Below are 13,434 nucleotides of genomic sequence, written 5' to 3' on the forward strand. Positions count from 1 at the left end.
GCCGGCGAGGAAGCGGCAGGCACCTCGCGATCCCGGATCCTGCACCGGGGCGGCCGCGCGCCCCGGAGGCCATCCCGGCCGCGCGTCCGCCGCGCCGCCGGGGACCGCGGTCCCATGGCGGGGCTTCCCCCGCCTCGCAGACCTCGCGGAAGGTGCCCGCCTTGCAACGCCGCAGGCGGGCACTTGTGGGCAACTTCAAGAGGGCACGGGCTGCAACGGCTCCTGCGCCTGAAGAAAATGCCCGGAAGCCCGGCGGAAGGCACGGGCCTCGGGACGGCATGCCTCCTGCGGCCGCCCCGCCGGAGGCGGGGCCAAGGCGCGGCCCGCCCACCGCAGGCCGAACGGAGCGGCACCGTTGGCAGCCCTTCCCGCCGCGGATGCCGCGGCAGCAACGGCCGCCCCCTCACAGGGGCGGCCGGACCGCATGTTCCGTGGCCGGAGTCCTGGCTCAGCCCCTGAGCCAGGACTGCAGCTTTTCCGGATCGGGCAGACCGCCGGAATGCACCAGCTTGCCGTCCACCGCGATGCCGGGCGTCGCCATCACCCCGGCCTGGGCGATGCTTTTCGGGTCCACCACCTTCTCGACCTCGACATCGATGCCGAGCGCGGTCGCGGTGTCGCGGACCATCGCCACCGCGCTGTCGCAGCGGCGGCAGCCGGGACCGAAGACCTTGACGCTTTTCATGGGCTCCCTCCTTTCAGAAGAGCAGGTTGAACAGATAGCCGACGGCCAGGATGCCGCTGCCGACCACGCCGATGAAGACGGCGATCAGCCGGAGCGTCAGGACCTGGCGCAGGATGATCATTTCCGGCAGGCTCAGAGCGATCACGCTCATCATGAAGGCCAGGACCGTGCCGAGCGCCGCGCCCTTGCCGAGAAGCGCCTCGACCACCGGGATGACGCCTGCGGCATTGGTGTACATCGGGATGCCCAGCACCACCGCGGCCGGGACCGACCACCAGGCGCCCGAACCCATGATGCGCACCATCAGGTCCTCGGGGACATAGCCGTGAATCAGCGCGCCGAGCGCGATGCCGAGCAGGATCCAGATCCAGACCCGGCCGAAGATCTCCTTCACCGATTGCAGCCCCTCGCGGTAGCGGTCGGCCATCCTGCGGTCCGCCCGCTCGGGCGCCGCCGCCCCGGCCTGGATCTCGCGGACCCAGTCCTGCAGCCAATGCTCCAGGTTCAGCTTGCCGATGACGAAGCCCGCGACGATGGCGAGGCCGAGGCCGAAACCCAGATAGACCGCCGCCACCTCCCATCCGACCAGGCCGAAAAGCATGACCAGTGCCACCTCGTTGACCATCGGCGCGGCGATCAGGAAGGAGAAGGTGACGCCGAGCGGCACCCCCGCCGAAACGAAGCCGATGAAGATCGGCACCGCCGAGCAGGAGCAGAAGGGCGTCACGATGCCCAGGCCGGCCGCCAGCACGTTGCCGATCCCCTGGGCGCGGCCGGACAGCAGCGCGCGGGTGCGTTCCGCCGAGAAGTAGCTGCGCAGCACGCCCATGGCGAAGACCACGAGCAGGAGCAGCAGCATCACCTTCGGCACGTCGTAGAAGAAGAAGGCCAGCGCCTCGCCGGCATGGCTGTGCCGGTCGACGGGCAGCGCTGCGACCGCGGCCTCGGCGAGGCCCGAAAGCTGGCGGTAGACAAGCCACCACAGCACCGCCGCGGCAGCGACGGCCCCGTGAAGGCGCAGATCCGGGTGGCCATGCCCGGCGGGATGGGTGCCATGGGCGCTCATGTCGGCCTCCTTTCCGGAAGTGCTGAAATTCCGGGCGACCCGCCCGGAAACGCAGCACATGGCCCTGTCTAGCGCATGACGTGGCTTCCCGCCCTGATTTGCGTCAGATCGGCCGTCAAACCGGCATAACGGATGCTTGCACCCCGGGTTTTCTGGTCCCGGCAGGGTCATTGCCCTGCAATCGTGCCCTTTTTGGCAACGGATACTGCAAAAAACGATGCTTTTTCCTGGATGCAAATGGTGACTGCATGGCGCCGAGAAATCCCGCCGCAAGGAATCCGAGTCCCATGTCCTCCCGTCCCCGCACCGTCCCCGAAACCGCCGGCGCCACGGAGCGGCGCGATGGATAAGCGGGGCTGCCTGCTGCTCGACAACGTCACCATCGCCTACGGCAAGTCGGTGGCAGTGGACAGCCTGACGCTGGAGCTGGGCGAGGGCGAGCTGCTGTCGCTTCTGGGGCCTTCGGGCTGCGGCAAGTCGACGACGCTGAGGATGATCGCAGGCTTCGTGCCGCCTGTCTCGGGCCATGTCATGCTGAACGGCCGCGAGATCACCCGCAAGCCGCCGCACAAGCGCAATATCGGCGTCGTCTTCCAGTCCTACGCGCTCTTCCCGCATCTCTCGGCGCTGGAAAACGTCGGCTACGGGCTGAGGATGCGCAACGTCGCCAAGACCGACCGGCTGGAGCGCGCAAAGGCAGCGCTGGAAACCGTCGGCCTCGGCGCCTTTGCCGCCCGCCTGCCCGGCAACCTTTCGGGCGGCCAGCAGCAGCGCGTCGCCCTGGCCCGCGCGCTGGTCATCGAACCGGAAATCCTGCTCCTCGACGAGCCGCTGTCGAACCTCGATGCCAACCTGCGCGCCGAGATGCGCGACGAGATCCGCGCGCTGCAGCAGCGGCTGGGCATCACCACGCTGTTCGTCACCCATGACCAGCAGGAAGCGCTGGCCATGTCCGACCGGATCGCGGTGATGAAGGACGGGCTCGTGACCGAGCTGGGCACGCCGCGTCAGCTCTGCGATGCGCCGCGCTCGGCCTTCACCGCCGGGTTCCTGGGCGCCCGCACCGTGATCGACGGCCAGGTCGAGGGCGGCACCTTCCGTGCCAAGGGCACGTCCTGCGCGGGCGCGCCCGAGGGCGCCACGCAGATGGTGCTGCGCGCCTCGCGCCTGCGCCCGGCAGCAGAGGCCACCGGCCCGCTGGCGCTGGCAGGAACCGTCAGCACCGTCAGCTATCTCGGCGAGAGCTTCGAGATCGACCTCGCCGCCGCCTCCGGACCCGTCCGGATGGTGATCCCCTCGGACCTGCCGCCCCCCGCCCCGGGCCAGACCGTCTCGGTGGAGGCGCTGCCCGGCGCCGTCACCTTCATCTGAACCAGAAACGATCCCGACAGGAGACTCCCCATGAAGCTGAACCGCCGCCAGTTCACCGGCCTCGGCCTTGCCGCGCTTGCCGCCCCCGCAAGCATCATCCGTCCCGCCCATGCGCAACCGAAACCCGGAGACGAGCTGGTCGTCGGCATCTGGGGCGGCGCGCAGGAGAAGATCGTCAAGCAGTACATCGAGCCGCAGCTCGTCGAGAAATACGGCTGCAAGATCAGCTACGTGCTGGGCGGCACCACCGACCGCCGCGCCCGCGCCTATGCCGAGCGCGGCCGCCCGAGCTTCGACGTGCTCTACCTCAACATCTACGAAAGCCGCCAGGCGGTGGCCGACGGCGTGACCCAGGCGCCGACCGCGGCCGTGGAACGCTTCGACCAGCTCTATCCGCTGGCGCAGAAGGGCGGCTACGGCGTCGCGTTCAACCCCTGCACCGTGGTCTATGACGGCACTGCTGCCAAGACGCCGGTCAAGTCCTGGAAGGACATGTGGAACCCGGAATGGAAAGGCCGCATCGCCTGGCCGAACGGCCTGGGCGCAGAGGGCATCTCGGCGCTGATGATGACCGCCAAGTCCTTCGGCTACGACATCACAGAGTTCGACAAGGTCCTCGAGAAGGTCGCCGAGCTGAAGCCCTTCGCCGGCATCCAGTCCTCGCAGGCGCAGCTCTACGACATGTTCGACCAGGATGTGGCCGACCTGTCGGTGGAATTCGCCTCCTTCACCCGGAAATACGCCGAGACCCGCAACCCCGACTGCGTCATCGCCGAGCCCGAGGAAGGCATGGCCGTGACCATGAACGTCGCCTGCATCACCGAAGGCACCAAGAACCAGAAGCTGGCCGAGGAATGGATCAACCTGCACCTCTCGCCCGAGGTGATGATCGCCTATGCCCGCGAGGTCTACTACTCGCCGACCGTCAAGGACGTGGAAATGCCGGACGACGTCAAGGGCAAGGTCATCACCGGCGGCCAGGTCAACGATCTCGTCGATTTCGACTGGGACTACATCAACGCCCACCGCGCCGAGTGGCAGGCCAAGTTCGACCGGGTGCTTGCCGGATGAGACGCTGGATCGGGCCGGTCCTTGCCACGCCGGTGACGGCGTGGCTGCTCATGGCCTTCGCCGCGCCCCTCGGGGTCGTGGTCCTTCTGTCGCTGCACGAGTATCCGAGCCCCTTCGGCCCGGTGCTCGTGCATCCGTCGCTGGTGCAGTTCCGGACGATCCTGTCGGACGGGTTCTACCTGTCGATCATCGCCGAGACGGTGGGGCTGGGCCTCGCCGTCACGGTGGTCTCGGCGATCCTCGGCTATCCGCTGGCCCATTGGCTGGCGCGGATGCCGGGGCGCTGGCGGGCGATGGCCTTCGCGGTGATCCTGATCCCGCTGCTGACCAACGTGGTCGTCCGCTCGCTGGGGATCATCCTGCTGCTGTCGCCCAAGGGGCTGCTGAATTCCGCCGCGGCGCTGGTCGGGCTGGGGCCGTTCAACGGCATGCTCTTCACCCATGGCGCGGTGATCGTGGCGCTGGCGCAGGTCTTCATGCCCTTCATGGTGCTGGCGCTCTACGACAACCTCCAGAACACCTCGCCGCGCATACACGAAGCCGCCGAAAGCCTCGGCGCCTCGCCCGCGATCCGCTTCCTGACCGTGGATTTCCCTCTGTCGCTGCCGGGGCTGCGCTCGGGCATCATCGTCGTTTTCCTGATGACCGTGACCTCCTATGTCTCGGCCACGCTTCTGGGCGGCAAGAAGGTCTGGACCATCGGCATGCTGGTCATGCAGGAGGCGATCCAGAACCTGAACGCCACCATGGCCTCGGCCCTGTCGCTGGTAATGACCGTGGTGGGGCTGGCCTTCATCGCGCTCGTGACGGTCGCGCTAGGCCGGTTCATGGCCTGGCGCAAGGGCACGCCGTCCTCGCCGATGGACATCCCGGTGCCGCTGGCGCGGGCCGTCGATCTGGCCGGGCCGCTCCTGTCGAAGCTGGCGCTCGGCTGCGCGATCGGCCTCCTGCTGCTGCCGCTCGGGCTTGTGGTGGTGCAGAGCTTCAACGACGTGCCGCTGGCCACCGCCGCAGGCTTCAAGGGCTTCACGCTGGAATGGTACCGCCGGGTGCTGATCGCGGGCGACTATACCGCGAACTTCTGGATCTCGGTGAAGCTGGCGCTGGCCTCGGTCGTCACGGGCCTGGTCCTGGCGCTGCCCGCGGGCTTCGCGCTGGCGCGGCATCCGTTCCGGGGGCGCAGCCTGCTCTTGGCCTTCTGGATGCTGCCGCTGTCGCTGCCGGGCATCGCCATCGCGGTGGGGATGCTGAAGCTGCTGCAGATCTACCTGGCCGTTCCGCCCTTCCTCGGGCTGATGGCGGTGCATGTCGTCGTGATCCTGCCCTTCATGATCACGCTGCTCACTACCTCGGTGCTGGCGCTCGACCCGGCGCTGGAGGAGGCCTCGGCCAGCCTCGGTGCCAGTGCGCCGCGCACCTTCCTGCACGTGACGCTTCCGGTGCTGGCGCCGGGCCTCTTCGCGGCCGGGCTCGTCGGATTCCTGATGAGCTTCGGCGAGGTGACGGTGACGGCCTTCCTGACCACGGCACGTCTGACCACCCTGCCGGTGCGGATCTATTCCGAGGCGACCTTCGCGCTGGAGCCGACCGCGCATGCGATCTCGGCCCTGCTGATCGGGGTGACGATCATCGCGCTCGGGGTGCTGGGGAAATTCGTGCGGCTCGACCGGCTCTATTCCCGGTAGGCGTTGCATTCAGGCAAGGAAAGAGGGCCGGGGGAACACCCCGGCCCTTCGCGTTTCAGGCGAGGAAGACCTTGCGCAGCATGTTGAGCGCGACAAGGATCAGGAACACCGCGAAGACCCGCTTCAAGGGCTTCGGATCGAGCGAGTGAGCCAGCTTCACGCCCAGGGGCGCGGTCAGCAGCGTCATCGCGATCACGATCAGGAAGGCCGGGATGTTCACCGCGCCGAGCGTGAAGGGCGGCCGCGTCGCCGGGTCGATGCCCACGGTCAGGAAGCCGATGGTCGAGGGCGCGGCGATCAGCACGCCGAAACCCGCCGCCGTGGCCACCGCGCGGTGGATCGGAACGGCATGGAGGCTCATCAGCGGCACGCCGAAGCTGCCGCCGCCGATCCCCATCAGCACCGACAGGAAGCCCACGACCGGCGAATAGACCGCGCGCTTGACCCCCTCCGGCATCGCCTCGGCCAGCCGCCAGTGCTGCTTGCCGAGCCCCATGTAGAGGCCGATCACCAGCGCCAGTCCGCCGAAGATCGCCTGAAGCACGATCGAGCGCAGGCTCGCCGCCACCAGCACGCCGACGATGGCGCCGATGACGATGCCGGGCGCCCAGCCCTTGAGGATCTCCCAGTCGACAGCGCCCTTCTTGTTGTGGCTCATGACCGAGCGCACCGAGGTGACGACGATCGTGGCCAGCGACGTGGCGAGGCAGACCTGCATCAGCTGCGGGCCGCCATAGCCCAGCGTCGAGAAGGCGTAGAAGAAGGCGGGCACCAGAACGATGCCGCCGCCGACGCCGAGAAGGCCGGCGAGCACGCCGGCAAAGGCGCCGATGAAGGCCAGCAGCGCCAGCATGAGAAGGAGGAGGGACGGGTCGGACATGGGAACTCCGGTCGGTTGCTACTCGGGAAGGGGGCGCGACAGCGCCAGGAAGGCACCCGCGACATGGGCCTGCATCGCCGCGCGGGCGGCATCGGCATCGCGGGCAAGGATCGCGGCGGCGATGGCGCGGTGCTCGGCGCGGGACAGATCCGTGCGCCCGGCATCGCGGGAGAAGTTGAGCGCCCGCCAGGGCAGGGTCTGCAGCTCGAGCCGCGCCAGCGTCTCCGCCAGCACCGGGCTCTTCGCGCCCTCGCGGATCGCGGCGTGGAACCGCAGGTTATGCGCGGAATACTCCGCAGGCGGCAGCCCTGCCCCTGCGGCCAGCAGCACCTCCAGCGCCGCCCGTTCCACGGCGCTCATGCGGTGCGCGGCCAGCGCGGCAATCGCGCCCTCGATCTCGCCCACGGCCTCGAAGACGCCGGCCATCTCTGCCGGGTCCGGCCTGCGGATGGCGAAGGCGCGGCGCGTGCCGCGCTCGGCCAGCCCGTCCCGGGCCAGCTCCTGCAGGGCCTCGCGCACCGGCGTGCGCGACACGCCGAATTCCTCGGCCAGCGCGGTCTCGGCCAGAGGCGTGCCGGGCGGCAGGCTGCCCCCGGCGATCCGCGCGATCAGCGCGGCATGGATCTTGGCGGCGGACCCTTCGGACATGGCGGCGCTCCCTGGACTCGCGCCACTTGTATACATGTCAGCATTACATGTACACCCTCTTGCACATCAGCCCCCGGCGAGCATCGGCTTCAGCGTCTCGAGATAGACATTGGCCATGGCATTGGCATAGCGCTCGGAGCCGACCACCATCAGCTTCTGCGTGCGGTCGGCGAATTCCTGGACGGGCACCAGCACCAGCCGGCCCGCGGCCACGTCGCGTTCGACATCGAAGCGGGTGAGGAAGGTGATGCCGTCGCTGCCGGAGGCCATCTCGCGCATCACCTCGATGGAGTTCGTCTCGGCGAGGATCTCGGGACTGCTGCGCAGGGGGGCGAGCCAATGGTCGAGATAGGGCCGGATCACCATCGACTGGTCGGCAAGGATCAGCGGATAGGCGATGCAGTCGCTCAGCCGTAGGCTGGAGCGCGCCGCCAGCGGATGGCCGGCCGCCATCACGGCGCCCAGCTGCGCCAGCGAGGTGGTGTGGATTCTCAGCCCGAACCGTTCCGGAAAATCGAAGCCGATTCCGAAATCGGCGTCTCCTGAGGCAACGCTCTCCATGATCGCCTCTCCGGTAGGCAGAAGCTGAACCTTCAGCGAAACGCGGGGATTCGCCTTCCGGAAGGCAGCAAGGCTGCGGGGGATCACGTTTCCGGCGAGGCCGCTCATGATCGCCAGCGAGACCTCGCCGCGGCGCAGCCCCTTCAGGTCCTCGATCTGCGCCAGCGTCCGGCTTTCCTCGCGCAGCGTCTCGCGGACATGCACCATCAGCAATTCGCCTGCGGCCGTGAGGGTCATGTCCCTGGCTCCCCTATGGAAAATCGGCGCACCGACCTGTTCCTCGAGGGTCTTGATCTGGCGGCTGATGGCCGAAGGTGCGACGTGGAGCTTCTCGGACGCGGCGCGGATCGAGCCGGAGCGGACCACCTCGTCGAGATAGCGCAGGATGCGTGCATGCATGGGACTGTATTGCCAAATTTGGAACGTTACCGTGCAAATTTGATGCTTTTATCTCACGCGTCAATCGTCTTCCTTGATCGCAAGAGGGGCGGCGCCTGCAGAAGCCGCGCCCCGCAGATGACGACCTACGGAGCAGAGCGGATGCAGAAATCCTTTACGTACGAGCAACTTCGAAAGGCCGAGGTGTTCAAGATCGCTCCGGACGACACGAATTACTTCGCGATCCTCTTCGACCCGGCGAATTCCTCCACCAATTCCATCTTCGTGATCGAGATTTTCACCGTCGGCGGCGCCACGCCTCCGAACAGCCATTCGACAGCGCATGAATTCTTCTACGTGCTGCACGGCGAAGGAATTGCCTCTTCCGACGGCGACGAGCTGCCGATCGCCAAGGGCGACGCGCTGCTGCTCGAACCGGGCTCGGTCCACATCGTGAAGAACACCGGCGCGTCGAAGCTCTATACCCTGACCGTCATGGTCCCGAACCAGGAGTTTTCCGAGCTGATCCGCGCGGGCGAGCGCGTCGCGCTGGACGACGAGGATCTGGCGATCCTGACCGGGAAGGCAGCGTGATGGACGGCATGACGGATCGCGACCTGCTCCCGCTCGGGGCCACTCCGCGCAACGCCTGGCAGGTCAGCGCCGCCGAGGTCAGCCTGGTGCGCGCCCGCGAGGAAGCCCGCCCGGTGACGCTTTCGGACCGCGGCCGCAAGGTCGTGATCGACGCCCGCCGCACCGCCATCATCGTCGTCGACATGCAGAACGACTTCTGCCACCCCGAGGGCTGGCTGGCCTCGATCGGGGTCGATGTCTCCCCCTGCCGCGCGCCGATCGGCCCCCTGCAGTCCCTGCTGCCGACCCTGCGCGCCCATGACCTGCCGGTGATCTGGCTGAACTGGGGCAACCGCCCGGACCGCGCCAACCTGCCGCCCTCCGTGCTGCATGTCTACGATCCGGACGGCCGGTCGACCGGCATCGGCAAGCCGCTTCCCGGCAACGGCGCGCATGTGCTGGAGGAAGGCAGCTGGGCTGCCGCCGTGGTCGACGAGCTGGCCCCCGAAGACGGCGACATCGCGGTCTCGAAATACCGCATGACCGGCTTCCAGGACACCGAGCTGGAAACGGTCCTGCGCAATCTCGACGTCACCACCGTGCTCTTTGCCGGCGTGAATGCCGACCAGTGCGTGCTGAACACGCTGACCGACGCGGTCGCCAAGGGCTTCGACGCGGTGCTGCTGGAGGACTGCTCGGCCACCTCCTCGCCGTCCTTCTGCATGGAGGCGACGCTCTACAACGTGCGGCAATGCTACGGCTTCGTCTGCGACGGCGCCGAGCTGAAGACGCAGCTGGAGGCACAGGCATGACCCCCGAGCTCAACCTGCCCGGACCGGTGGCCGAACTGACCGCCGCCTGCGACGCCTACGAGGCCGCGCTGATGACCAACGACCTCGACGCGATGGACGCGCTCTTCTGGGAAAGCCCGCTGACTTTGCGCTACGGCGTGGGCGAGAACCTCTACGGCATCGACGAGATCCGCGACTTCCGCAAGGCGCGCCCCGGCGGCTCGCCGCAGCGACAGGTGATCCGGCGCGAGATCGTCACCTACGGCGAGGCGATGGGCACCTGCAACCTGGAGTTCCGCCGCGAGGGCGGCACGAAGACCGGGCGGCAGAGCCAGACCTGGCTGAAGACGCCCGACGGCTGGAAGGTCGTCGCGGCGCATGTCTCGCTGATGGCGGAGACCCACTGATGCCGCTCGACGCGTTCCTCTCCGCGCTCGGCCCGATCGAGGCCACCACCGAGCCGAAGCTGGTCAAGGCGAAGAGCCGCGACTGGCACTTCATCTCGCCGCTCCTGTCGAAGACGCTGGACGGTCTCGTGGCCGATGCCGTGGTGACGCCGAAAAGCGCCGAAGAGGTCCGCGCCGTCGCCGCCGCGGCCTATGCCCATGATGTCGCGCTGACGCCGCGCGGCACCGGCACGGCGAATTACGGCCAGTCGGTTCCGCTCCATGGCGGAGCGATGCTGGACCTGTCGAAGCTGTCCGGCGTGATCGCGGTCGGCAGCGGCTTCATCCGCGCCTATGCCGGGACGCGCATCGCCGACCTGGAATCCGCCGCCGCCGCCACCGGGCAGGAGCTGCGCTTCTTCCCGACCACCAAGAAGCAGGCCACGATCGGCGGCTTCGTGACGGGGGGCACCGGCGGGGTCGGATCGATCAATTACGGCGTGCTGCGCGATCACGGCAATGTCCGCGCCGCCCGCGTCGTCACCGTCGAGGAGACCCCGCGCGAGATCGAGCTGACCGGCATGGAAACCCGCATCGTCCAGCACAGCTATGGCACGCTCGGCATCGTGACCGAGGTTGAGATGCCGCTGGCGCCGCTGCGCGACTGGGAGGAATGCCTGGTCGCCCTGCCCGACTATCCGTCCGCCGTGCGCCTCGCCGTCGCCATCGGCAGGGAGCCGGGGCTGGAGAAGAAGCTCGCCTCCGCCTATGAATGGCCGGTCGGCGAGTGGCTGAAGCCCTTCGCGCCCTTCGTGCCGGAAGGCCAGTCCATCGTGATCGCGATGATCGAGGCTGCCTCGATGCCGCTTTTCCGCCAGATGGTGGCGGAGGCCGGCGGCGAGATCGTCGCGGGCGGCCCCGAGGGACACGCCCCCTATGGCCGCCCGATCTGGGAATTCGCTTTCGGCCACACGACGCTGCAGGCTCAGAAGACCCGCCCCGACATCACCGAGATCGAGGGGTTCTTCACCGCCCCCGACCTCGCCGCGCGGATCCTCGAGGTGCATGACGCGATCAGCGCCACCGGCCCGATGCGGATCGAGATCCGCCGCTGGGGCGGCGATCTGGTCGGCTCGGGCTCGACCTTCGTCACCTTCACCGACGAGGCGGCGGTGAACGAGGTGGTCACCGCGATGCGCTCGATGGGGCTGAAGGTCGCCAACCCGCATGCCTCCAATGTGCGCGGCGTCGGCAAGAAGACCATCGGACCCGGCGAAATCGCCTTCAAGCGCGCGGTCGATCCCAAGGGCCTGCTGAACCCCGGCCGCTTCGAGGCCGAGGGCGCCGCGGACACGGTGATCGACCGCCATCTCGACACCGACGGCTGGCTCGACCGCCAGGCCGGCTGACATGACAGCCCGCAAAGGGCGCAGCGGGGCGACCCGCATCCAACAGGAGCTACCTCGATGATCAAGACCGTTTCCGCCGCCCTGGTTGCCGCGCTGGCAGGCAGCACCGCGATGGCCGCCGACCTGGTGCCGATGACCTTCCAGATGAGCTGGAAGGCGCAGGCCGAACAGGGCGGCTACTGGCTGGCCGCTGCCGAAGGGTATTACGAGGAGTGCGGGCTGGACGTCACCGTCCGCTCGGGCGGGCCGGGCATCGACACCACCCAACTGCTGGTGACCGGCGCGGTCGAGGCGATCCTCGTCAGCCAGAATGACGGCGCGATGCGTATGAACCAGGCGGGCTTTCCGTCGAAGGCCGTGATGGCCGCCTTCCAGAAGCTGCCGACCATCCTGCTCTATCACGACGAAGCGGGCATCTCCGAGCCCGCCGACATGGCCGGCAAGCCGGTGATGATCTCCCAGGGCAACCGCCAGACCTTCTGGCCCTTCATGAAAGACAAGTGGGGCCTCTCGGACGACCAGCTGCGCAGCTACAACGGCCAGATCGCGGTCTGGATGCAGAACGGGGACTCGATCCAGCAGGGCATCGTCACCAACGAACCCTTCCGCATCAAGGAGCAGGCGGGGTTCGACGCCTCCTACTTCCTGCTCGCCGATTACGGCTACGACCCCTACACCTCCGTCGTCGTCGTGCCGCAGACCCTGATCGACGGCCATCCCGAGCAGGTGCAGTGCCTGGTCGACGGCTCGGTCAAGGGCTGGACCGAGTTCATGGCCGACCCCGAGGCCGGCTTCGCCGCCGTGCAGGAGGCCAACCCGGAAAACTCCGACGAGCTGATGGCCTATTCCTACGGCAAGATGAAGGAGCTGAACCTGATCGAGAACGGCGACACCGCCGCCCATGGCATCGGCGCGATGACCGATGAACGCTGGGCCGCGCATTTCGGCGAGCTGGTCAAGTACGGCCAGTTCCCGGCGGATTTCGACTACAAGTCCGCATACACGCTCCAGTTCCTGGACTGACCGCTCCCCCCTCTCTTCGCGGACAGTCCTTGCTGCCGGGGCGGATGCCCCTTGCGTCCCGGCAGCCCCTTATCACGAAAGACCTCCCATGACGCTGAAATCCCACTGGTGGACCGATCTCACCGCGCTCGACTTCAAGACCCTCGACATGTCGGAGATGGTCGCCGTCTTCCCGGTCGGCGCGACCGAGCAGCACGGCCCGCACCTGCCGGTGAAGGTGGACTATTCCATCGCCCAGTCCATCTGCGAGGACGCGGTGGCGAAGATGGCCCCCGGCTTCCCGGCCCTCGTCCTGCCGGTCAGCGCCGTGGGCAAGTCCGACGAGCACCTGCGCTATCCCGGCACGCTGACCATCCCCGGCCCGCTGCTGGCAGACTACTGGTTCGAGATCGCCAAGTCCGTGCACCGCGCGGGCTGCCGCCGCATCCTGTTCCTCAACGCCCATGGCGGCCAGCCCCAGGTGATGGAAATGGTCTGCCGCCGCCTGCGCATCGAGCTGGGCATGTTCGCCGTGTCCTCGATGTGGTCGCGCTTCACCGAGATGGCCGACCAGTTCTCGGAGTTCGAGCGCACCCACGGCATCCATGCCGGCGAGGTGGAGACCAGCGTCATGCTGCATCTCTTCCCCGAGCTCGTGGACATGGAGCATGCCCGGAATTTCGAGCCGCTCTCCGTCGCGCTCGCGCAGAAGGGCGGCATGCTGACCCCCGAGGGCGCGGTCGGCTTCGGCTGGCAGGCGCAGGATCTGCATCCTTCGGGCGCGGCGGGCGATGCGGCCTCGGCTGATGCCGACCGCGGCCGGATCGTCTTCGACCGCGCCGTCGAGGGGCTGATCAAGCTCATCGGCGAGATCTCCGCCTTCGACCTTGCCGAACTGGAAAAATCGCCCTCCTACGCGTGAGGCCTG

The 13,434-nt window shown here is 68.0% G+C and carries 14 protein-coding genes; 9 read left to right on the top strand and 5 right to left on the bottom strand.

Going from position 1 to position 13,434, the window contains the following annotated elements:
- Positions 1-448: 448 nt before the first annotated feature.
- The gene (locus tag HCC78_RS22920) at positions 449-685 is read right to left on the bottom strand and encodes a thioredoxin family protein (RefSeq protein WP_172331116.1); all 237 of its coding nucleotides are present in this window, start codon (positions 683-685) and stop codon (positions 449-451) included.
- 13 nt (positions 686-698) lie between these two features.
- Entirely contained in the window at positions 699-1,751 is a 1,053-nt protein-coding gene (locus HCC78_RS22925; RefSeq protein ID WP_172331117.1) for a permease, read from the bottom strand.
- 342 nt (positions 1,752-2,093) lie between these two features.
- Between HCC78_RS22925 and HCC78_RS22930 the strand changes: the two genes are divergently transcribed.
- From HCC78_RS22930 to HCC78_RS22940, 3 genes are read left to right on the top strand one after another with little or no spacing between them, the layout of a single operon-like run.
- Positions 2,094-3,122: an ABC transporter ATP-binding protein gene (locus HCC78_RS22930; protein ID WP_172331118.1), complete on the top strand. Its 1,029-nt coding sequence runs from the start codon at positions 2,094-2,096 to the stop codon at positions 3,120-3,122.
- A gap of 30 nt (positions 3,123-3,152) precedes the next feature.
- Complete coding sequence (locus HCC78_RS22935) at positions 3,153-4,193, top strand: PotD/PotF family extracellular solute-binding protein (RefSeq protein WP_172331119.1); 1,041 nt, start codon at positions 3,153-3,155, stop codon at positions 4,191-4,193.
- The gene (locus tag HCC78_RS22940) at positions 4,190-5,878 is read left to right on the top strand and encodes an ABC transporter permease subunit (RefSeq protein ID WP_172331120.1); all 1,689 of its coding nucleotides are present in this window, start codon (positions 4,190-4,192) and stop codon (positions 5,876-5,878) included. Before HCC78_RS22935 ends, HCC78_RS22940 begins: the two co-directional genes overlap by 4 nt.
- A 55-nt stretch (positions 5,879-5,933) precedes the next feature.
- Here the strand turns inward: HCC78_RS22940 and HCC78_RS22945 are convergent, their stop codons facing one another.
- The 3 genes from HCC78_RS22945 to HCC78_RS22955 form a co-directional block, all read right to left on the bottom strand.
- Positions 5,934-6,758 carry a sulfite exporter TauE/SafE family protein gene (locus tag HCC78_RS22945; RefSeq protein WP_172331121.1) on the bottom strand — a complete coding sequence of 275 codons (825 nt, stop codon included), beginning with the start codon at positions 6,756-6,758 and terminating at the stop codon, positions 5,934-5,936.
- Between the two features lie 18 nt (positions 6,759-6,776).
- Positions 6,777-7,406 (bottom strand): GntR family transcriptional regulator, encoded by a 630-nt coding sequence (locus HCC78_RS22950; protein ID WP_172331122.1) that lies wholly within the window; start codon positions 7,404-7,406, stop codon positions 6,777-6,779.
- Positions 7,407-7,472: 66 nt separating this feature from the next.
- Positions 7,473-8,366, bottom strand: a complete 894-nt coding sequence (locus HCC78_RS22955; protein ID WP_172331123.1) for a LysR family transcriptional regulator — start codon at positions 8,364-8,366, stop codon at positions 7,473-7,475.
- Between the two features lie 117 nt (positions 8,367-8,483).
- Here HCC78_RS22955 and HCC78_RS22960 point away from each other — a divergent pair, with 117 nt between their 5' ends.
- From HCC78_RS22960 to HCC78_RS22985, 6 genes are all read left to right on the top strand, one after another.
- Positions 8,484-8,939 (top strand): cupin domain-containing protein, encoded by a 456-nt coding sequence (locus HCC78_RS22960; protein WP_216671265.1) that lies wholly within the window; start codon positions 8,484-8,486, stop codon positions 8,937-8,939.
- Positions 8,939-9,730, top strand: a complete 792-nt coding sequence (locus HCC78_RS22965; RefSeq protein ID WP_216671266.1) for a cysteine hydrolase family protein — start codon at positions 8,939-8,941, stop codon at positions 9,728-9,730. The genes HCC78_RS22960 and HCC78_RS22965 overlap by 1 nt, the downstream gene beginning before the upstream one ends.
- The gene (gene hpxZ, locus HCC78_RS22970; RefSeq protein WP_172331124.1) at positions 9,727-10,116 is read left to right on the top strand and encodes an oxalurate catabolism protein HpxZ; all 390 of its coding nucleotides are present in this window, start codon (positions 9,727-9,729) and stop codon (positions 10,114-10,116) included. The genes HCC78_RS22965 and hpxZ overlap by 4 nt, the downstream gene beginning before the upstream one ends.
- Positions 10,116-11,504 carry an FAD-binding oxidoreductase gene (locus HCC78_RS22975; RefSeq protein WP_172331125.1) on the top strand — a complete coding sequence of 463 codons (1,389 nt, stop codon included), beginning with the start codon at positions 10,116-10,118 and terminating at the stop codon, positions 11,502-11,504. The genes hpxZ and HCC78_RS22975 overlap by 1 nt, the downstream gene beginning before the upstream one ends.
- Positions 11,505-11,561: 57 nt before the next feature.
- The gene (locus HCC78_RS22980) at positions 11,562-12,527 is read left to right on the top strand and encodes an ABC transporter substrate-binding protein (RefSeq protein ID WP_172331126.1); all 966 of its coding nucleotides are present in this window, start codon (positions 11,562-11,564) and stop codon (positions 12,525-12,527) included.
- 88 nt (positions 12,528-12,615) lie between these two features.
- Positions 12,616-13,428 carry a creatininase family protein gene (locus HCC78_RS22985; protein WP_172331127.1) on the top strand — a complete coding sequence of 271 codons (813 nt, stop codon included), beginning with the start codon at positions 12,616-12,618 and terminating at the stop codon, positions 13,426-13,428.
- Positions 13,429-13,434 lie beyond the last annotated feature (6 nt).

This window comes from Mangrovicoccus sp. HB161399 (assembly GCF_013184745.1).
Taxonomy (GTDB): domain Bacteria; phylum Pseudomonadota; class Alphaproteobacteria; order Rhodobacterales; family Rhodobacteraceae; genus Mangrovicoccus.

Coding starts and splice junctions, on each gene's coding strand:
- HCC78_RS22920 (WP_172331116.1), bottom strand. CDS start 685: ATGAAAAGCGTCAAGGTCTTCGGTCCCGGCTGCCGCCGCTGCGACAGC.
- HCC78_RS22925 (WP_172331117.1), bottom strand. CDS start 1,751: ATGAGCGCCCATGGCACCCATCCCGCCGGGCATGGCCACCCGGATCTG.
- HCC78_RS22930 (WP_172331118.1), top strand. CDS start 2,094: ATGGATAAGCGGGGCTGCCTGCTGCTCGACAACGTCACCATCGCCTAC.
- HCC78_RS22935 (WP_172331119.1), top strand. CDS start 3,153: ATGAAGCTGAACCGCCGCCAGTTCACCGGCCTCGGCCTTGCCGCGCTT.
- HCC78_RS22940 (WP_172331120.1), top strand. CDS start 4,190: ATGAGACGCTGGATCGGGCCGGTCCTTGCCACGCCGGTGACGGCGTGG.
- HCC78_RS22945 (WP_172331121.1), bottom strand. CDS start 6,758: ATGTCCGACCCGTCCCTCCTCCTTCTCATGCTGGCGCTGCTGGCCTTC.
- HCC78_RS22950 (WP_172331122.1), bottom strand. CDS start 7,406: ATGTCCGAAGGGTCCGCCGCCAAGATCCATGCCGCGCTGATCGCGCGG.
- HCC78_RS22955 (WP_172331123.1), bottom strand. CDS start 8,366: ATGCATGCACGCATCCTGCGCTATCTCGACGAGGTGGTCCGCTCCGGC.
- HCC78_RS22960 (WP_216671265.1), top strand. CDS start 8,484: ATGACGACCTACGGAGCAGAGCGGATGCAGAAATCCTTTACGTACGAG.
- HCC78_RS22965 (WP_216671266.1), top strand. CDS start 8,939: ATGGACGGCATGACGGATCGCGACCTGCTCCCGCTCGGGGCCACTCCG.
- hpxZ (WP_172331124.1), top strand. CDS start 9,727: ATGACCCCCGAGCTCAACCTGCCCGGACCGGTGGCCGAACTGACCGCC.
- HCC78_RS22975 (WP_172331125.1), top strand. CDS start 10,116: ATGCCGCTCGACGCGTTCCTCTCCGCGCTCGGCCCGATCGAGGCCACC.
- HCC78_RS22980 (WP_172331126.1), top strand. CDS start 11,562: ATGATCAAGACCGTTTCCGCCGCCCTGGTTGCCGCGCTGGCAGGCAGC.
- HCC78_RS22985 (WP_172331127.1), top strand. CDS start 12,616: ATGACGCTGAAATCCCACTGGTGGACCGATCTCACCGCGCTCGACTTC.